Annotated in this window: 18 protein-coding genes and 1 pseudogene; 5 read left to right on the top strand and 14 right to left on the bottom strand. The window is 64.0% G+C overall.

Going from position 1 to position 17823, the window contains the following annotated elements; translation table 11 throughout:
* Window positions 1-5 precede the first annotated feature (5 nt).
* From J3E61_RS25710 to J3E61_RS25700, 3 genes are read left to right on the top strand one after another with little or no spacing between them, the layout of a single operon-like run.
* Window positions 6-1307, top strand: a complete 1302-nt coding sequence (locus J3E61_RS25710) for an acyl-CoA dehydrogenase family protein (protein WP_210085774.1) — start codon at window positions 6-8, stop codon at window positions 1305-1307.
* On the top strand, window positions 1304-2323 hold the full coding sequence (locus J3E61_RS25705) for a phosphotransferase family protein (protein WP_210085773.1): 1020 nt from the start codon (window positions 1304-1306) through the stop codon (window positions 2321-2323). The genes J3E61_RS25710 and J3E61_RS25705 overlap by 4 nt, the downstream gene beginning before the upstream one ends.
* 1 nt (window position 2324) lies before the next feature.
* Window positions 2325-3290, top strand: a complete 966-nt coding sequence (locus tag J3E61_RS25700) for an NADPH:quinone oxidoreductase family protein (RefSeq protein WP_210085772.1) — start codon at window positions 2325-2327, stop codon at window positions 3288-3290.
* Here J3E61_RS25700 and J3E61_RS25695 read toward each other — a convergent pair.
* The 7 genes and pseudogenes from J3E61_RS25695 to J3E61_RS25665 all read right to left on the bottom strand — a co-directional run bounded on the left by J3E61_RS25695 (window position 3287) and on the right by J3E61_RS25665 (window position 8351).
* The gene (locus tag J3E61_RS25695; protein WP_210085771.1) at window positions 3287-3784 is read right to left on the bottom strand and encodes a hypothetical protein; all 498 of its coding nucleotides are present in this window, start codon (window positions 3782-3784) and stop codon (window positions 3287-3289) included. The genes J3E61_RS25700 and J3E61_RS25695 overlap by 4 nt on opposite strands.
* Complete coding sequence (locus tag J3E61_RS25690; RefSeq protein ID WP_210085770.1) at window positions 3781-4401, bottom strand: TetR/AcrR family transcriptional regulator; 621 nt, start codon at window positions 4399-4401, stop codon at window positions 3781-3783. The genes J3E61_RS25695 and J3E61_RS25690 overlap by 4 nt, the downstream gene beginning before the upstream one ends.
* Window positions 4402-4489: 88 nt before the next feature.
* On the bottom strand, window positions 4490-5077 hold the full coding sequence (locus tag J3E61_RS25685; protein ID WP_210085769.1) for a carboxymuconolactone decarboxylase family protein: 588 nt from the start codon (window positions 5075-5077) through the stop codon (window positions 4490-4492).
* Between the two features lie 2 nt (window positions 5078-5079).
* Window positions 5080-5930 (bottom strand): annotated as a pseudogene (locus tag J3E61_RS25680) (TIGR03619 family F420-dependent LLM class oxidoreductase).
* The gene (locus tag J3E61_RS25675) at window positions 5927-6757 is read right to left on the bottom strand and encodes a TauD/TfdA family dioxygenase (RefSeq protein WP_210085768.1); all 831 of its coding nucleotides are present in this window, start codon (window positions 6755-6757) and stop codon (window positions 5927-5929) included. Before J3E61_RS25675 ends, J3E61_RS25680 begins: the two are co-directional and overlap by 4 nt.
* A gap of 2 nt (window positions 6758-6759) precedes the next feature.
* The gene (locus J3E61_RS25670; protein WP_192723684.1) at window positions 6760-7083 is read right to left on the bottom strand and encodes a hypothetical protein; all 324 of its coding nucleotides are present in this window, start codon (window positions 7081-7083) and stop codon (window positions 6760-6762) included.
* Window positions 7080-8351, bottom strand: a complete 1272-nt coding sequence (locus J3E61_RS25665; protein ID WP_210085767.1) for an aromatic ring-hydroxylating dioxygenase subunit alpha — start codon at window positions 8349-8351, stop codon at window positions 7080-7082. The genes J3E61_RS25670 and J3E61_RS25665 overlap by 4 nt, the downstream gene beginning before the upstream one ends.
* Window positions 8352-8427: 76 nt before the next feature.
* Between J3E61_RS25665 and J3E61_RS25660 the strand changes: the two genes are divergently transcribed.
* Entirely contained in the window at window positions 8428-9345 is a 918-nt protein-coding gene (locus tag J3E61_RS25660) for a LysR family transcriptional regulator (RefSeq protein ID WP_210085766.1), read from the top strand.
* A 54-nt stretch (window positions 9346-9399) separates the two neighbouring features.
* Here J3E61_RS25660 and J3E61_RS25655 read toward each other — a convergent pair whose 3' ends face one another.
* The 7 genes from J3E61_RS25655 to J3E61_RS25625 form a co-directional block, all read right to left on the bottom strand.
* Window positions 9400-10548, bottom strand: a complete 1149-nt coding sequence (locus tag J3E61_RS25655; RefSeq protein WP_192723687.1) for an acyl-CoA dehydrogenase family protein — start codon at window positions 10546-10548, stop codon at window positions 9400-9402.
* 23 nt (window positions 10549-10571) lie between these two features.
* Window positions 10572-11717, bottom strand: a complete 1146-nt coding sequence (locus J3E61_RS25650; protein ID WP_210085765.1) for a thiolase family protein — start codon at window positions 11715-11717, stop codon at window positions 10572-10574.
* Window positions 11718-11722: 5 nt separating this feature from the next.
* Window positions 11723-12514 (bottom strand): enoyl-CoA hydratase/isomerase family protein, encoded by a 792-nt coding sequence (locus J3E61_RS25645; protein WP_210085764.1) that lies wholly within the window; start codon window positions 12512-12514, stop codon window positions 11723-11725.
* A gap of 6 nt (window positions 12515-12520) precedes the next feature.
* Window positions 12521-13720 (bottom strand): CoA transferase, encoded by a 1200-nt coding sequence (locus J3E61_RS25640; protein WP_210085763.1) that lies wholly within the window; start codon window positions 13718-13720, stop codon window positions 12521-12523.
* Window positions 13717-14475 carry an SDR family oxidoreductase gene (locus tag J3E61_RS25635; RefSeq protein WP_210085762.1) on the bottom strand — a complete coding sequence of 253 codons (759 nt, stop codon included), beginning with the start codon at window positions 14473-14475 and terminating at the stop codon, window positions 13717-13719. Before J3E61_RS25635 ends, J3E61_RS25640 begins: the two co-directional genes overlap by 4 nt.
* Entirely contained in the window at window positions 14475-15641 is a 1167-nt protein-coding gene (locus J3E61_RS25630; protein WP_210086690.1) for an acyl-CoA/acyl-ACP dehydrogenase, read from the bottom strand. Before J3E61_RS25630 ends, J3E61_RS25635 begins: the two co-directional genes overlap by 1 nt.
* 97 nt (window positions 15642-15738) lie before the next feature.
* Window positions 15739-17031, bottom strand: coding sequence for an amidohydrolase (locus tag J3E61_RS25625; protein WP_210085761.1), 1293 nt, complete (start codon window positions 17029-17031; stop codon window positions 15739-15741).
* 251 nt (window positions 17032-17282) lie between these two features.
* On the opposite strand from J3E61_RS25625, the gene J3E61_RS25620 reads away from it, so the two are divergent.
* Window positions 17283-17822 carry a carboxymuconolactone decarboxylase family protein gene (locus J3E61_RS25620; protein WP_210085760.1) on the top strand — a complete coding sequence of 180 codons (540 nt, stop codon included), beginning with the start codon at window positions 17283-17285 and terminating at the stop codon, window positions 17820-17822.
* The last annotated feature ends 1 nt before the right edge of the window (window position 17823 follow it).

Genomic DNA, 17823 nt, shown 5'->3' with positions numbered 1-17823 from the left:
CCGCAATGGCGTGGGACTTCGAAACCGACCCCGAATACCAGAAGCTGCTGGACTGGGCCGACGAGTTCGTTCGTGAGGAGTGCGAGCCACTCGATCTGGCGTTTCCGCATCTACAGTTCGTGCCGCTGGACGACAACCGGCGCAAGGTCATCGACCCGCTCAAGGAGGAGGTGCGCCGAAAGGGTTTGTGGGCCACCCACCTTGGCCCCGAGCTCGGCGGCCAGGGTTACGGACAGCTCAAACTCGCATTGCTCAACGAGATCCTCGGCCGGTCACAATGGGCGCCGATCGTGTTCGGGTGTCAGGCGCCAGATACCGGGAACGCCGAGATCATCGCCCACTATGGAACCGACGAGCAGAAGGAGAAGTATCTGCGTCCGTTGCTGGACGGCGAACTCTTCTCGTGCTACTCGATGACCGAACCGCATGCCGGCGCAGACCCGACGCTGTTCAAGACGAGTGCGGTGCGCGACGGTGACGACTGGGTGATCAACGGCTGGAAGTTCTTCTCCTCCAACGCGAGCACGGCTTCGTTCCTGATCGTGATGGTGGTGACCAATCCCGACGTCAGCGCCTACCAGGGCATGTCGATGTTCCTGGTGCCGACCGACACCCCGGGTGTGAACATCGTCCGCGATATCGGGCTCTATGGTGAGCCCGAAGGCGAGGGTTCGCACGCACTGATCCACTACGACAATGTGCGGGTGCCTGCCGAAGCGCTGTTGGGCGGCGAGGGACAGGCTTTCGTGATCGCCCAGACCCGGTTGGGCGGCGGGCGAATTCACCATGCGATGCGGACCATCGGCATGTCCCAAAAGGCGTTGGACATGATGTGCGAACGCGCGTTGAGCCGCCAGACCCAGGGCAGCCTGCTGTCGGACAAGCAGTTCGTGCAGGGCTACATCGCCGATTCCTACGCGCAGCTACTGCAGTTCCGGTTGATGGTGCTCTACACCGCGTGGGAGATCGACAAGTACAACGACTACAAGAAGGTGCGTAAGGACATCGCGGCCGTCAAGGTGGTGATGCCGACGGTGCTGCACGACATCGCCTGGCGGGCAATGCAAGTGCACGGCGCGCTGGGGGTCACCAACGAGATGCCGTTCATGGGCATGGTCACCGGCGCCGCGGTGATGGGACTGGCTGACGGTCCGACCGAGGTCCACAAGACGACGGTCGCCAAGCAGGTGCTGCGCGGCTACCAAGCGACCGAGGACACCTGGCCGACCGAGTGGCTACCCGCTAAACGCGACGCCGCCCGCGCCAAGTACGCCGACTACCTGGAGAACGAGGTGGGGAACCTGTGAGCGAGATCGACGTTGCGCGCCTTGCCGATTGGATGGACGGTGAGGCGCTGCCGGGCAAGGGTGAGCCACTGGAGGCGCGGTTCCTGTCGGGCGGAACGCAGAACGTGATCTACGAGTTGCGCCGGGGTGATGAGCGCTGCGTGCTGCGCATGCCGCCGCCGGGCGCTCCCCCCGACCGCGACAAGGGCATCCTGCGCGAGTGGCGGATCATCGAGGCGCTCGACGGCACCGACGTACCGCACACGAAGGCCGTCGGCGTGTGCTCGGACCCGTCGGTCCTCGGCCGGCCGTTCTACCTGATGGGGTTCGTCGACGGCTGGTCGCCGATGGACCAGCACGGCAAGTGGCCGGAACCGTTCGACAGCGACATGGGCACTCGCCCCGGCCTGAGTTATCAACTGGCCGAAGGCATTGCGTTGCTGTCCAAGGTGGACTGGCGGGCGAAGGGACTGCAGGATCTCGGCCGTCCGGACGGTTTCCACGAGCGCCAGGTCGACCGGTGGACCGGCTTCCTCGAAAGGATCAAGAAGCGCGAGCTACCCGGCCTCGAGGTGGCCACCGCCTGGCTTCGGGCGCACAAGCCGCTCGACTTCATCCCCGGCCTCATGCACGGCGACTATCAATTCGCCAACGTCATGTATCACCACGGCGCGCCCGCGCGGATGGCCGCGATCGTCGACTGGGAGATGGGCACCGTCGGCGACCCGAAGCTGGATCTCGCCTGGATGGTGCAAAGCTGGCCGACGGATACGGCGCAGGCTTCAGAGATGAGCTACGTCGACATGCGCGGAATGCCCACCCGCGACGAGGTCGTCGAGCACTACGCGAAGGTTTCCGGTCGCCAGGTGGACGACCTGGATTACTACCTGGTGCTGGCCAAGTGGAAACTGGCGATCGTGCTGGAGCAAGGCTTCCAACGCGCTGGCGACGACGAGAAGCTGCTGGCCTTCGGGCCCGTCGTGACGGATCTGATGGCGTCGGCGGCCGAGCTGGCCGAATCCAGCGACTATCGCTGACATGCGCGCCGCGGTCTGCCCGGCCTATGGGCCACCGGATGTGGTGTGTGTGGAAGAGCATCCGGTGCCGGCCATCGCGCCGGGACAGGTGCGGGTGAGGGTCGGCGCAGCAGCGGTGAACTTCCCCGACGTGCTGCTGATCGCCGACCAGTATCAGATCAGCGTGCCACCGCCCTTTGTCCCGGGCAGCGAGTTCGCAGGCACGATCGTCGAGACCGGCGCTGACGCAGCGGGATTCGCTGCCGGCGACCGCGTCACGCGTACCGGACTGTTCGGTGCGTTCGCCGAAGAAGTGGCGGTACCCGTCGCCGCGCTTTCCCGAACACCCGACGGAGTCGCCGATCGCACCGCCGCGGCCTTCGGTGTCGCGTATCGCACCGCCTACCACACGCTGAGATCAACGGCTCGGATGCAGGAGGGCGACGAGTTGGTCGTGCTCGGCGCGGGTGGAGGTGTCGGCTTGGCGGCGGTCCAGCTGGGAGTGCAACTCGGCGCCTCGGTGACGGCGGTTGCATCGTCGACCGAAAAGCTCGATGTGGCAGCGGATTACGGTGCCAAGCATCTGATCAACCACAAATCAGCCGACGTACGCGCCGCCTTGAAGGAGGCCTTGCCCAGAGGGGCGGCAGTCGTCATCGATCCGGTCGGCGGTGAGCTATCTGAACCCGCACTGCGGTCACTGGGCCGCGGCGGGCGGTTTGTGACGGTCGGTTTCGCGTCCGGTGTCATCCCCCGCATCCCGCTCAACCTGGTGCTGGTGAAGGGCATACATGTTCTCGGGTTTCAGTTTCAGGACGTTCCGCCAGATGAATTCGCCCGCAATGAAAACGAACTGCGTGAGCATCTGGTCAGCGGACGAGTGCGCCCGCACGTCTGCGCGGTCTATCCGCTCACCGAAACCGTTTCCGCGCTCAAGCATGTCGCCGAAGGCCGCGCCATCGGCAAGGTGTTGATCGAACCGACTTAACTCGCCGGGACCAGGTCAGCAGCGACCGACACCGACATGCCGCAGCGGAACGTCTCGGCGTGGGCGACAGCGGCCTCAGCATTGGCCGCTGCCAGCGCCTGCGACTTGAAAGCCCTTGCCGCGGCGCTCAAGTGGTGCTCGACGGAGTCGACGCTCTCATCGAGTTCGGCAGGCAGCCGCTCACCCCACAGCGTCACCTCCGTCGCGCCCTGCTCCAGCGCGTTGAGGACATGCTGATGTACCCGCGGATCGCTGTCGAACACATCGGCGGCGACCGCGACCGTCTGCGGATGCGGGCGGTCCTCCCACGCCTCGAGCACCGACTCGAGATCACGGACCTGCGCTCCGAGAATTTCGAGCGGCCGCGCGTCATCGTCGTTGCCGATCAGCACCGTTACATCCCAACCCGCCATCACCCGGTCGTAGATCCAACCCCCGGCGAACGCCACCGCGTCCAGCACCGTCGGGGCCACCACGTCCAGCCGGTATCTCATGTCGAGCTCCTGGGCGCCAGCTCGCGACCCAGCGACTCGGCGTACCCCTTGAACACCTCGGCCAGCGGGATTGATCGATCGAGTAACCATAGGGTCTCCATTCCGGTGATGAAGGCGAGTATTTCTACGGCCTTGCTGGACGCGTCTAAGTCTGGGCGGAACTTTCCGTCGCTCTGACCGCGCTTGATGATGTCGGTGACGATGCCGACGGCGTCGCTGTACCGCTTGTGCATTCGGTCGTGCAGCGGAGCGTCGGGTGCGATGTTCTCGACCAACAGCACCGTGAAGGTGCCGATGAGCTCGGGGGCGCGTTCAAATCGCTCGGGCACCCGGCTGAGCTCGGCGATCAGGTCACCGGACTGATAGTCGGCGTGTATCTCGTCGTCGGCGTCGCGCGCATCGAGCACCGCGTTGAGAAGTTGCTCCTTGGATTCGAAGTGGTGCAACAACCCCGCGGGCGTGACACCGGCTTCCTTCGCGATCTGAGCCAACGAGGTGTTACGCCAGCCGTTGCGCGCCAGCAGCCGCTCGGCCACGGAAAGTATCCGCTGCCTGCGGTCCTCCCCCTTGGCGAGGAGAGACTCATACGGCCGTGACACTTGGCTCCTTCGTCGCAACCAACCTAGTGAACACACAGTAGGTAGGTTTGCGGCGTGTGACAAGGGTCTCAACTGAAATTGGCTCAGATCGGTGTCGCGCCGCAGGTCAGACGTCCGGAGGCAGTTCCGCACTACCCGGCGGCGGTCGAAGTTCCCAGGTATCACAAGCCGTCGCCAACATCGCGTACGTCCCGAATACGAAGATGAGCTCCATCGCCTGGTGCGTGCCGAGGCCCTCGACCAGGCGGGCCCACGTCTGCGCGCTGGCTTTGCCGTCGGCGAGCATCTCATCGGTGGCCTCCAGGACGAGCCGATCCACACCACCGAACTCGGCATTACCCCGGGGGACTTTGGCGATGTCGTCTTCAGACATGCCGCCCGAAGCCGCAATCCGGTAATGCTCTCCCCAGAAGAACGCCGAGCGCCTGGCGTGCGCAAGCCGCAGAATTACCAACTCACGCAACCGCACCGGCAACTCGCCGCGCTGCAACAGAAAAGCGTTGTAACCCAAGAACTCTCGAGCCATCGCCGGGTGGTGCGCCAGCACACCGAGGATGTCGAAATGCGACGGGTCCCTCGGCTGTCCCGATCCGGCCCGCGGCACTTCGTCTGCCGACATGCCGAATAGTCGTCCTACGGCCGCATATTCATCGTCGCCCCATTCATCCACGGCCAGCGGCGGTAGAAGAGCCACCTTCACCCTCCGTGCAGTTCAGCTAGCGCGTGAAGCTGCTCGAGGTAGTGCTCCAGTGAGCGGGCCAGGAAGACGGCGGACACGGTAGTGGTTCCGGCAGCCGCCAGAGCATGCAACGATTCCTCCGCCTGCCCCGGATTGCCCACCGGGTCGAGGAGCTCTTCGGCCATCAAGACGACCTCGAACCCTTCAGGCAACTCCCACGCCTTCAGCCATTCTGCGGCGGTGGCCAACGTAACGTTGAACGGACACCAGCCATCGGCGAGCGTGACCGCCCGCCGCAAGGAGCGCTTGGTGCGGCCGCCGATCCAGAACGGCATGTGCGGCTGCAACGCACAAGGGTCGACGGTGAGCCCACCGAACGAATAGAACTCCCCGTCATAGGTGGGTTCGTTACTCGGCAGTGCGGCTCGCAGTGCGCGCAGCGCATCGTCGCCGCGGGCACCTCGATCATCGAATGGCACACCGAGGAGGTCGAACTCCTCCTTCAGCGACCCGACGCCAAGGCCCAGTATCACTCGGCCATTGCTGACGTGTCCAGTGTGCCGTAACGCTTTACGATCTCCAACGGATGGTGGTAGCCGAGCACCAACGTCATGGTTGCGAACCGTATCCGGCTGGTGCGAGCCGACACATAACCGAACGTGGCCAGCGGATCCCAGTACCGCGTACCGCGCCTGGCAGCTTCGGAAGAGGGCAAACCGATGTGCTCGCTGCACGTCATGTGGTGATAACCGAGCCGATCCGCGGTCTCGGCGATCCTACCGACATCGTCAACTCCTGCGTTCTTCTCCCATGTCAAGGGGGCGCCCGCGACGTTCGTGACGACGGGCGTCATGATGCCGAGTTTCACTGCAGCGGCTCTTCGCCGGCCAGGATCGTGCGATGCATGAGTCGGCCGCTGTCGACCGGATACTCGAGCACCCGGTGCATGGTTCCGGTGTTGTCCCAGATGAGGAGGTCACCCACTTGCCACTCGTGCCGATAGACATACTGCGGCTGGGTGGCCCAATCACGAAGCCGGGCAAGCAGAGCGCGGCTCTGCTCCACCGGCATTCCGACGACATAGTCGGCCGTCGCGCCGAGAAGCAACGATTTACGCCCCGACTGGTGAGTCCACACCATCGGGCAGACCTTCGTCGGCGACTTCTGCCAGAAGGTGATCTCCTCGTAGCTCATCTCCGGACGGACGTAGTACTGCGACCGTTCGGCACTGTGCACCACTCGAAGGTCTGCGATGAGTTCCTTGTCAGCGGTCGGTAGGTCGTCGTATGCGGCATAGGTATTGCAGAACTCGGTGTCGCCCCCGGTGTCCGACAGCTTGACGGCCCGCAGCAGCGTCGCGAGATTCGGATACGGCTGCAGCGAGCCGTCGAAGTGCCAGAACATGGAGCCCTTCAGGTATTCGGCTCGCTGGTTGACGTTCGTGTCGAGCGAGATCTTGTAGATGCCGCTCTCCCCTTCGTTCTGCACAATGTTTCCAAGGGTTTTGGCAATGGCGACCTGTTGCTCGTCGCTGATCTCCTGGCCGCGGAAGAACACCACCCCTCGCTGCTCCAGCGTGGCACGGATGTTGTCGGCTTCCCGTCCACTGAGCAGCGTTTCGAGATCGGTCTTGATCTCACTGCCGATCCGCGGGCTCAGGTCGACGACATCGAGTTGGGCGGAGGTAAGTCCCATGTTCAGCTCACTCTCGTGAGAATGGTTTTGGCGGAGTGCTTTACGCGCGGTTGCTTCCACAACTCCACTGCCAGGGAAACGGTGATCAAGGAGTAGAGCAGGTTGCGCAGGTTGGCGACGTCGTCGGGCAGGGGTTCGGAGTAGTCGAACTTGTCGATGTAAGTCACCGCCTCTTCGGCGAGCGGAAACACCTCGTCGTAGAACGCCTGGATTTCTGACATCGAGCTGTTCACCCGTTTCAGGTAGCGCTCGTGCCCGTCTTCGATCGCCCACTCCGGGACCAGGTGCTCCAGCCGCGAAAACTCCGGGGGCAGAGTCGCAGTCATCGCTTTTCACCCGCTTCGACGTATTCTGCGACCGTCTTGTGGAGATGGCGCAACAGGATCTCTTCGTCGTTCATCGTGAAATGGGTGAGCGCACCACTGTTCAGCATCGCCTGTAGCCCTTCCGACGGGCTGGCGTCTTCCAGGATGATGTCGTTGAGGAACGTCACCGTCAGCTCCTGGCCGAGCCGCTCCTTGTGTGTCTTGGGCGGCTGGTAGAACATCTCGACTTCAAAGATGTGCGAGTGGGGACCGGTCGGCCAGTGAGTGTGCGTGGAGAAGCCCGACGACCCGAAGATGAGCACGAAATTGGGAAAGAACTGGAACGAGTCGAAACCATATTTCTCCGACCGGGTCGGATTGATTCCCGGCGGCATCGGCCCCCGATCGACCCGCTTGTTCCACGGGCCTGCGGCGCTGGCCTCCATCACGCACTCAATCGGCTTGGAGTACGGCGTTTTCTGCGATGGCTCTCCGGAGAACGAGAACATCCGGTGCGGACCCTTCATCTGGTAAGCGAGCGCGTCGGTAAACGGATTCGGTTGATCAAACGCTTCCCTGGCCTCAGCGGTCAGGGCGCCGAAGGAGGAGGCATGCAGATAGGGTCCGTGATAGCTCTCGGCGAAGCTGTCGACGAAAATCTTCCAGTTGCACTGCAATTCGGTCTTGAATCGGTACACCTGATGCGGGCCGGCGAAGGGGTAGCCCTCGATGCCGTGTGCCAACTCGCCGAGATACGAGCGCAGCGGTTCGGTGTTGTGCGGGTCGAGGTTGATGAAGATGAAGCCTTCCCACACTTCGCATTGAATGGCAGGCACTCGACAACTATCCGCGTCGAAGTCGAGCAGCAGATCCGTGCGAGTGGCCGAGTGCAGCGAGCCGTCGAGCTTGTAGCGCCAACCATGGAAGCGGCAGTAGAGCAGTGGGGCGCGGCCGGCCACCTCCTGAAACGGGTCGTCCTCCCAGAGCATCTTGTTGCCGCGGTGCGGGCAGATGTTGTGGAAGGCACGGATCACGTCATCCTTGCCCCGCACGACGATGACGGAGGTGTTCAGGAACCTCAGTTCGCGGGTGAAGTAGCTGCCGGACTTCGGCACGCGTTCCACCCGGCCGACGTAGAGCCAGGTCTTGGAGAAGACATGCTCACGCTCCTTCTCGTAGAAGTCGGGCGAGACGCAGTCTTCGAGTGATACCGGACCTCGGCCGAGTTCGGGATAGGCGTCGGTCCAATGTCCGCTTGCGGGTTTGGTCACCAGGCTGTTGTGACTCATGAGGCCTGACGGTACAACTGGCTGATTGACCGAAATAGCCGCAAAACCGCAACACCCTGTTGCATATTTGGAACACATGGAGCAGAACCTGCCCTTCGACGTCGACGCCTTGCTGGTTTTCGGCAAGGTGGTGGAGTCGCGGAGCTTGTCGAAGGCGGCGACGTTGCTGGGCATGCCCAAGTCGACGGTCAGCCGCAAGCTGACCAGGCTGGAAGCCGACCTTGGCATCAAGCTGCTGCGCAAGAACACCCACCAGCTCACCGTCACCGACCTCGGCCAGCAGGTCTACGCACACGCGATGAACATCCTGACCGAAGCCAACGGCGTGCGCGCCCTGGTCGAGGCCAGCAAGCAGGAACCGCAGGGCGAACTGCGAGTAGCCATACCGGTCTTCGTCGGCATCGATTACGCGTCCAGAGTCGGCGCCACCTTCCTGCAGCGGTATCCCAATTCGCAACTGGACATCCGACTCGTGGACAACATGGTCGACCCGATCAAGGACGGATTCGATGTGGTGTTCGGGACCGGCCCGCTACAGGATTCGACGCTGATCGCACGAAAGGTGTTCAGTCTCGAGCTCTTTCTGTGTGCCTCGCCGGACTTCGTCGCACAGTTGGCGGAGCCGATCGTCGAACCCACGCAGTTGCACGGCCTGCCCTTTATCGAGTTCGGCTTCGGCGGTCCCCACAAGATCGTGCTACGGAACAACCGGCGGCGACATGAGCTTTCGCCTCAGGTTCGGGCGCGGGCCAACAACTTTCAGGTATGCAAGCAGTACATACTGCACGGGCTCGGAGTCGGCGCGATGCCCACCCAGATCCTCTGCGCGGACGAACTCCGCGACGGCACGATCGTGCCCGTACTGCCGAAATGGAAACCCGAACCGTTGGACGTGCACATGATCTATCCGTTCGAGCTGTCGTTCTCCACCCTCATCAGCGCCTTCTACGAGGCGGCGTGCGACATCATCGTCGAGAACATCGCCCGCACCTGACTGCGATTTCGGCGCGCTAATCCATGCACAGCGACGGTTAGCGCGCCGAAATCGCTAGAGGCCCAACGACTTAGCGATGATCACCTTCATCACCTCGCTGGTGCCCGCATAGATGCGGGCCACCCTGGCGTCGGTGTACAGCCGGGCGATCGGGTACTCCATCATGTAGCCGTATCCGCCGAACAGCTGTAGACACCGGTCGATGACGCGCTGCTGCATCTCGGTGCAGAACAGTTTGACCCGCGCGGCGTCAGCGGCCGACAGCTCACCGTCGACGTGCAGGGCCACCGCCCGGTCCAGCATCGCCTGACCTGCCTCGACCTCCGTCGAACACGCCGCGAGTTCGAATTTGGTGTTCTGGAACGACGCGACGGGTGTACCGAACGCCTTGCGATTCTTCGTATAGTCGATGGCCGCAGCGATCGCCGAGCGGGCCTGTGACACCGAACCGACGGCGACGGTGAGCCGTTCCTGCGGAAGGTTGTGGCCGAGGTATCCGAAGGCCTCGCCCTCCTCCCCCAGCATGTTGGCAGCAGGAACGCGGACGTCGACGAACGACAACTCCGCGGTGTCCTGCACCTTGCAGCCCATCTTCTCCAGCTCCCGCCCGCGGGTGAAGCCGTCCATGCCGTCCTCGACGACGAACAGCGTCAGACCCTTGCGCCGGTTGTCCGGATCGGTTGCCGTACGGGCCACCACGATCACGAGGTCAGCCTGCATGCCGCCAGTGATGAATGTCTTGGCGCCGTTGATGATCCAGTCGTCTCCGTCGCGCACCGCAGTCGTGCGCATGCCCGCGAGGTCTGAACCCGTGCCGGGCTCGGTCATCGCGATGGCCGTCAACAGGGTCCCCGCGGCCAGGCCGGGGAACCACCGCTTGCGCTGCTCCTCGTTCGCGTAGTGCAGGAAGTAGGGCAGGATCACCTCGAGCTGAGTGCGCACCGTCGACAGCGTGACCAGCGCGCGCGCCGCCTCCTCCTGCATGACGACGTTGTAGCGATAGTCCGGCTCCCCGCCGCCCCCATACTCGTCGGGGATCGCCATCCCGAGCATGCCGAGCGAGCCCATCCTCTCGAAGACCTCACGGGGCATGCGGCCACCCTTCTCCCACTCGGGATAGGCGGGCACGACCTCCTTTTCGACGAAGTCGCGGCACAGCTCCCGGAAGGCTTCGTGATCCTTGGTGAACAGATCGCGGCGCACTGGTCCTCCTCTTCAGTTCTTGTCTATGCGATGAGTTCGACCAGTGTGGCGTTGGCCGTCCCGCCGCCTTCACACATGGTCTGCAGGCCGAAGCGAATCCCGTTGTCGCGCATGTGATTGATCATGCGCGTCATCAGCACCGCGCCCGAAGCACCGAGCGGGTGGCCGAGCGCGATCGCCCCGCCCAGCGGGTTGAGCTTGTCTTCGTCGACGCCGGTCTCGGCCAGCCAGGCCAAGGGCACGGGCGCGAACGCCTCGTTGACCTCGAACACGCCGACCTCGTCCAGCCCGACACCGGCCTTGTGCAGCACCTTTTCGGTCGCGGGGATCGGGCCGGTCAGCATCAAGACCGGGTCCGCTCCGGTGACCGCGCCTGCGCGGTAGCGGACGATCGGCGTCAACCCCATCGCGACCGCATTCTCCGCCGTCATCACCAGCAGCGCGGCCGCGCCGTCGGAGATCTGCGAGGAGTTGCCTGCGTGAATGACGCCGTCCTCCTTGAAGGCAGGCTTCAGGCCGGCCAGCTTCTCGACCGTCGTCCCCCGGCGAATTCCTTCGTCGGCCACGACCGGTTCACCGTCACCGAACACCGGCATGATCTGCGTTTCGAACGCGCCGTTGTCCTGCGCCTTGGCCGCCAGTTCGTGGGAGCGCACCGAGTACTCGTCGAGACGGGTACGCGAAAAGCCCCACTTCTGCGCGATCAGCTCCGCCGAGATGCCCTGGTTGAATGAGAAATCCCCATAGCGCGCAAGCACTTTCGGTCCGTAGGGCATGCCCGTCGCGCGCGCCGAACCGAGCGGGACCCTGCTCATCACCTCGACACCGCCTGCCACGACGACGTCCTGCTGGCCGGACATCACGGCTTGCACGGCGAAGTCCAGCGCCTGCTGGCTGGACCCGCACGCGCGGTTGACGGTTGTTCCCGGAATGGTCTCCGGCCAGCCGGCGGCAAGCACCGAGTAGCGGCCGATGTTGCTCGACTGGTCACCGACCTGCGAGACGCAACCCCACACCACGTCGTCGACGATGTCCGGGTCGATGCCCGCGCGTTCGGCGAGCGCGTTGAGCACGATCGCCGACAGATCGGCGGCGTGCATCTCGGACAGTCCGCCGTTGCGCTTGCCGACCGGTGTGCGCACCGCCTCGACGATTACGGTTTCACGCATCGATCTCACTCCGATCTCGGTACGGCCCATCGGCCGGTGAATGCGGGCTCGCGCTTCTCGGCGAACGCCGCGTACGCCTCTATGGAGTCTGCGGTGGCGAAATTGCCGGGTTGCGCGCGGGCCTCATTTGCGAGCGCTTGGCGCAGGGTCGCGTCGGCACCGTCGTTGAGCAGCGCCTTGCTCTGTGCCAGCGCGACGGGCGGGCCTGCCGCGAGCCGACCGGCCAGGTCGACGACAAACTGGTCGATCGCGTCTGCTGGTTTCACCCAGGTGACCAACCCCAGCGATAGCGCTTCCTCGGCGTCGATCATGTCGGCGAGCAGCACCAGACGTTTGGCCTGCTGCAGCCCGACCAGCTTGGGCAGCAGCCACGACCCACCGAGGTCCACCGACAGCCCGCGCTTCGAAAAGACTTGGCAGAACCGCGATTCGGGCGTCGCGACCACGAAGTCGCAGCCAAGCGCGAGGTTCCACCCCGCGCCGACGGCCACACCGGTCACCTTTGCGATGGTGGGGATGGCCAGCTCATGCAACGCCAGCGCCACGTCGGTGAGCCTGCGCAGCTTGTGCCTGGGGTGGATGTCCTCGGGGACAGAGATGTCTGCACCCGAGCAGAAGGCGCCGCCCGCGCCGGTGATCACCAGGGCGCGCACGTCGTCGCGGGCGGTGGCGCGCAGCGCGTCGGCCAGCTCACGCCACAGCTGCGGGTTGATCGCGTTCCTGCGCTCGGGACGGTTCAAGGTCAGCGTCCGGACGCCGTCGTGGTCGGTCGACAACAGCACCTGTTCTACGGTCATCAGCAGCTATCCAATGACTCCGTCGGCTCGCAGCGTGGCGATCTCCTCCTCGGCGAGCCCGAGTTCGGCAAGCACCGCATCCGTGTGTTGGCCCAAGCCGGGCACTGCCCCCATCGGCGGATCGTATCCGGCGATGACGGGCGGCGGCAGCAGCGACGGAATATCACCCTTGGAGGTGCCGATGGTGCGCCAGCGGTCACGCGCAGTCAAGTGAGGGTGGACCACGACTTCGCTCGGGACGTTGTATCGCGAGTTGCCGATGCCCGCGTCGTCGGCGGTCTTCTGGATGTATGCCAGGTCGTGTTGGGCACACCACGATCCGATGGCTTCGTCGAGAATGTCGCGATGCGCGCAGCGCCCCGGGTTGGTGGCGAACCGCGGGTCATCAGCGAGGTCGGGGCGATCGATGATTTCCCTTGCCACCCTTTGCCATTCGCGGTCGTTCGTGGTTCCGAGCACCACGGTATGGCCGTCGCGGGTAGGAAACGCACCGTAGGGCGCCACTGCGGGCGAGCCGACGCCGAGCGGTTCCTGGTCAATGCCGGAGTGCTGGGTGTAGGTCAGCGCATAGCCCATGACGTCGGTCATCACGTCGAAGAGGCTGAGTTCGACGGACGGCGCGGGGCCCGCTGGACGATTACCACGCCCGACCAGCAACGCCAGGATCGAGATCGCGGCGTACAGGCCGGTGGTGAAGTCCGCCATGGCCGGCCCGGGCTTGGCGGGCATGCCCGGGTAGCCCGTGATCGCGCATGATCCCGATTCGGCTTGTACCAGCAGGTCATACGCGCGCTTGTGCGATATCGGACCGCCCGGTCCGTACCCGTCGATCTCGACGGGAATGACGTTGGGGTGGCTGTGCGCCAGGTCGGCGGCGGCGATGCCCATCCGGGCCGTCGACCCCGGTGCGAGGTTCGACACGAACGCATCGGCGCGATCGAGCAGCCGGTGCAGGATCTCCATACCCTTCGGCGACTTGGTGTTCAGCGTGACCGACTCCTTGCCCCGGTTGCACCAGACGAAGTGCGCGGCGAGTCCGCCGGGGCCGTTGACCACGTCGTCGTAGTCGCGGGCGAAGTCGCCACCGTTGGGGTTTTCCACCTTGATGACCCGCGCCCCGAGATCGGCGAGGACGCGCGTGCACATCGGCGCGGCCACGGCCTGTTCCATGGCGACGACGGTGACACCGGCAAGAGGGGCGGTCACATGACCATTCCGCCGTCGACCGGCAATACCTGCCCGGTGATGTACGACGCGGCGTTCGACGCCATGAACACGAACGCTCCTGCGATCTCCGCCGGGTCGGCCCAGCGCTTCATCGGGATTCGGTTCATCATGTTCGCCGCGAATTTCTCGTTGGTGCGGATGGTTTCCGTCATCGGTGTGGCCGCCAGCGGGGCCAGCGCGTTCACGTTGATGTTCTTGGTCGCCAACTCACGCGCCAGCGATTTGGTGAAGCCGATGATGCCGGCCTTGGCCGCCGAGTAGTTGACCTGCCCGAGCGTTCCGGTGAGACCGGCGGCCGACGTCACGTTGATGATGCGTCCGGTCCCGTCGGTCGGGATGTACTGCAGGGCAGCCTGAGTGACGTTGAAGGCGCCCATCACGTGAATGTCGAACAGCAGCCGGAACGACTCCTGCGTGGTCTTGTCGAACATCGCCGGCTTGGTGACGCCCGCGTTGTTGATCACGATGTGCAGCGCGCCGTCAGCGAGTGCGGCCGCCTGCGCGGCCGCCGCGTCCGCGGAGTCGCGATCCGACACGTCAAGGGCAGCCGACTCTGCCCGACCGCCACCGTCCGAAATACGTTCGGCCACAGCGGCGGCGCCGTCCTTGTCGAGGTCGGTGACGAGCACAGCTGCGCCCGCCTCCGCCAGCGCTGTGGCGACGGCCGAGCCGATTCCGCCCGCGGCGCCGGTCACCAGCGCCGAGCGGCCGGTCAGGTCGAAATAGTTGGTCATCAGTAGCTCCTGGGCATGCCGAGCACGTGTTCGCCGAGGAAGTTCAGGATCATCTCCTGACTGACCGGCGCTATCTTCATCAGGCGCGACTCGCGGAAGTACCGCGACACGTGGTACTCCTCGGAATAACCCATCCCGCCGTGCAATTGCAGCGCTCGATCGGCGGCACCGAAACCGGCATCAGCGCACAAGTACTTCGCGGTATTCGCCTCGCGCCCACAGGGTTTGCCGTTGTCGTACAACCAGGTCGCCTTGCGCAACACCAACTCCGCGGCATCCAGCCGGGCCAGCGAATCGGCCAACGGGAATTGCAGGCCTTGGTTCATGCCGATCGGCCGGTTGAACACCACCCGCTCGTTGCCGTACCTGACGGCCTTCTCGAGTGCCACCCTGCCGATGCCCAACGCCTCGGCGGCGATCAGCATCCGTTCGGGGTTGAGCCCGTCGAGGATGTACTTGAAGCCCTTGCCCTCTTCGCCGACGCGGTCGGACACCGGCACCATCAGGTCGTCGATGAAAACCTCGTTGGAGCTCACCGCATTTCGGCCCATCTTGTTGATCGGCCGGATGTCGACATGGTCGCGGTTCAGATCCGTCAGAAACAGCGTCATGCCGTCGGTCTTCTTGGTCACCTCGTCGTAGGGAGTGGTCCGCGTCAGCAGCAGGATCTTCTCCGACTCGAGCGCCTTGGAGATCCAGACCTTGCGGCCGTTGACGCGATAGTGGTCGCCCTCGCGCTTGGCGAACGTGGTGATCCGCGAAGTGTCAAGGCCCGCACCGGGTTCGGTGACGCCGAAGCACACATGCAGATCGCCATTGACGATCCGGGGCAATGTGGCCTTCTTGAGCTCATCGGAGCCGTGCTTGACCACCGGCTGCATGCCGAAGATCGACAAATGGATGGCGCTGGCGCCGTTCATCGCCGCGCCCGAGCGAGCGACCTCCTCGAGTAGCAGCGTCGCCTCGGTGATGCCCAAGCCGTGGCCGCCGTACTCTTCCGGGATCGTCATGCCCAGCCAGCCGCCCTTGGCGATGGCGTCGTAGAACTCCTGGGGGAACTCGTGCGCCTGATCCTTGGTCATCCAATAGTGATCGTCGAACTTGCCTGCCAACTCGGCGACGGACTTACGGATCAGCTCCTGATCCTCGGTCAGCTCGAAACTCATCCCGCCGGGCACGATGCCCCTCCTCAAGTCACATAGCAGTACGCCGGTGCGTGAACGGTCCGTCCGCACCGGCGCACTTCACCCTTAAAGCTACGACCTAGTCCTTATTGCCCGACAACTCCTTGGCATTCGCGGCGAAGTCCGCGAAGTTCGCGCCGCCGTGCTCGTGCTTGGACATCGCCTGGATGGAGACATCGTGGCCCTCGGCCGCCTTGCGCAGCGCGCCAACCGTCGCCTGCTCCTTCGGGATGTGGGTGAACGGATCCCAGTGATACCAGCGCATCGCGTTCTCGAAGGTTATTTTGTTGACCTCGTCGTCGGGCACGTCGTTCTTCTCGAGCACCTCGTGCAGTTGCTCGGGGGCGCCGGGCCACATGCTGTCGCTGTGTGGGTAGTCGGCTTCCCAGCAGATGTTGTCGATGCCGATGTCATTGCGCAGTTTGACGCCAACATGATCGGAGATGAAGCAGGTCAGGAAGTGCTCGCGGAACACCTCTGACGGCTTCTTGCCCTTGAAGTCCTGACCCGTCCACGTCGAGTGCATCTCATAGGTGCGGTCGGCCCGCTCGAGGAAGTAGGGAATCCAGCCGGTCCCGCCCTCACTCAGGGCGATCTTGAGGTCTGGGTACTTCTTGATCGGCTTGGACCACAGCAGATCCGCGGCGGCCTGCACGATGTTCATCGGTTGCAGGGTGATCATCACGTCCATCGGCGCATCCGGGGCTGTGATCGCCAACCGGCCCGACGAACCGATGTGCACGTTCATCACGGTGTCGGTGTCGACAAGCGCCTCCCACAGCGGCGTCCAGTAGTCGTCGTGGAAACTCGGATATCCCATTGCCGCCGGGTTCTCGGTGAAGGTCAGCGCATGCACACCCCGCTCGGCGTTGCGGCGCACCTCTTTCGCGCAGGCCTCGGCATCCCAGATCACGGGCAGACACATCGGAATGAACCGGGCCGGATACGCCCCGCACCATTCCTCGACGTGCCAGTCGTTGTATGCCTGCAGCAACGCCAACGAGAACTCGGGATCCTCTGTCGCGAACAGCCGGCCTGCGAAGCCCGGGAACGACGGGAAGCAGATCGAGCCGAGGATGCCGCCTGCGTTCATGTCCTTGACGCGCTCATCGACCTGCCAGCAGCCGGGCCTGATCTCGTCGAGGCCCTGCGGTTCCAGGCCGTACTCCTCCTTGGGTCGGCCGGCCACGGCGTTCAACGCGACATTGGGGATCACCACATCACGGAACTGCCAGGTGTCGCTGCCATCGGGGTTGTGCACCAACCGTGGCGCTTCGTCCAGGTACTTCTTCTGCAGATGGTTCTTGAACATGTCCGGCGGCTCGACAACGTGATCATCAACGCTGATCAGGATCATGTCGTCTTTATTCATGCCTCGACTCCTCCTCGACGCCGGGGCGTCATTGGACCAGTGATGTTCTCTATCTGAGGAAACTACCTTCTCATTCCGCGAGAATCAATGTCCGTTACCGGCGTCATGGCCTCCAGGCAGCACCGTTGCCTCCTTGCGGGCACGGCTGTGACCGGCACGTCTGCTGTCTGGCATTGACCAAATGTCAGAAAAGTGGAAACCTATTGGCGAAATATGAGAACCTGATTCTCGTGCGTGAGAGGAGACCACCCGTGCGGGTGCCACCGCTGCCTGCAGACCAGTGGGACGACGCCGTCGACCACGCGCTGTCCTCGCTGCCTGAAGAGCGGCGCAACCCGCAGGCGTCGGGCAACCTGCTCGCCACGCTCGTCCGTCATCCGAAGCTGACGCGGGCCTTCCTGCGCTTCAACAACCATCTGCTGTATTCGTCAACGCTGCCGCCGCGACTTCGCGAACTGGCGGTGCTGCGAGTCGCCCACCGTGCCCAGTCGGAGTACGAGTGGCGTCACCACGTGCGGATGGGCCTCGAGGCCGGGCTCACCGAAGAGAACATCGACGGCATCCAACGCGGTGAGGCAACCGACGATCTCGACCGCGCGATCATCCACGCCGTCGACGAACTCCAGGACAAGTCCGTGGTGTCCGACGAGACGTGGGTGGTCCTGACCGAGCACCTCGACGAGCGTCAGTGCATGGATCTCGTCTTCACGATCGGCTGCTATGGCGCACTTGCCATGGCCATCAACACATTCGGCGTAGGACCCGACTCCGAAACGAACTCAGAGAGGTAGT

Origin of the sequence: Mycobacterium sp. OAE908 (assembly GCF_017872775.1) — a bacterium.
Lineage (GTDB): Bacteria > Actinomycetota > Actinomycetes > Mycobacteriales > Mycobacteriaceae > Mycobacterium.
This window is presented reverse-complemented; position numbering and strand designations above follow the sequence as displayed.

Coding starts and splice junctions, on each gene's coding strand:
- J3E61_RS25675 (WP_210085768.1), bottom strand. CDS start 6,757: ATGGGACTTACCTCCGCCCAACTCGATGTCGTCGACCTGAGCCCGCGG.
- J3E61_RS25700 (WP_210085772.1), top strand. CDS start 2,325: ATGCGCGCCGCGGTCTGCCCGGCCTATGGGCCACCGGATGTGGTGTGT.
- J3E61_RS25670 (WP_192723684.1), bottom strand. CDS start 7,083: ATGACTGCGACTCTGCCCCCGGAGTTTTCGCGGCTGGAGCACCTGGTC.
- J3E61_RS25695 (WP_210085771.1), bottom strand. CDS start 3,784: ATGAGATACCGGCTGGACGTGGTGGCCCCGACGGTGCTGGACGCGGTG.
- J3E61_RS25710 (WP_210085774.1), top strand. CDS start 6: ATGGCGTGGGACTTCGAAACCGACCCCGAATACCAGAAGCTGCTGGAC.
- J3E61_RS25660 (WP_210085766.1), top strand. CDS start 8,428: ATGGAGCAGAACCTGCCCTTCGACGTCGACGCCTTGCTGGTTTTCGGC.
- J3E61_RS25630 (WP_210086690.1), bottom strand. CDS start 15,641: ATGAGTTTCGAGCTGACCGAGGATCAGGAGCTGATCCGTAAGTCCGTC.
- J3E61_RS25635 (WP_210085762.1), bottom strand. CDS start 14,475: ATGACCAACTATTTCGACCTGACCGGCCGCTCGGCGCTGGTGACCGGC.
- J3E61_RS25645 (WP_210085764.1), bottom strand. CDS start 12,514: ATGACCGTAGAACAGGTGCTGTTGTCGACCGACCACGACGGCGTCCGG.
- J3E61_RS25625 (WP_210085761.1), bottom strand. CDS start 17,031: ATGAATAAAGACGACATGATCCTGATCAGCGTTGATGATCACGTTGTC.
- J3E61_RS25650 (WP_210085765.1), bottom strand. CDS start 11,717: ATGCGTGAAACCGTAATCGTCGAGGCGGTGCGCACACCGGTCGGCAAG.
- J3E61_RS25665 (WP_210085767.1), bottom strand. CDS start 8,351: ATGAGTCACAACAGCCTGGTGACCAAACCCGCAAGCGGACATTGGACC.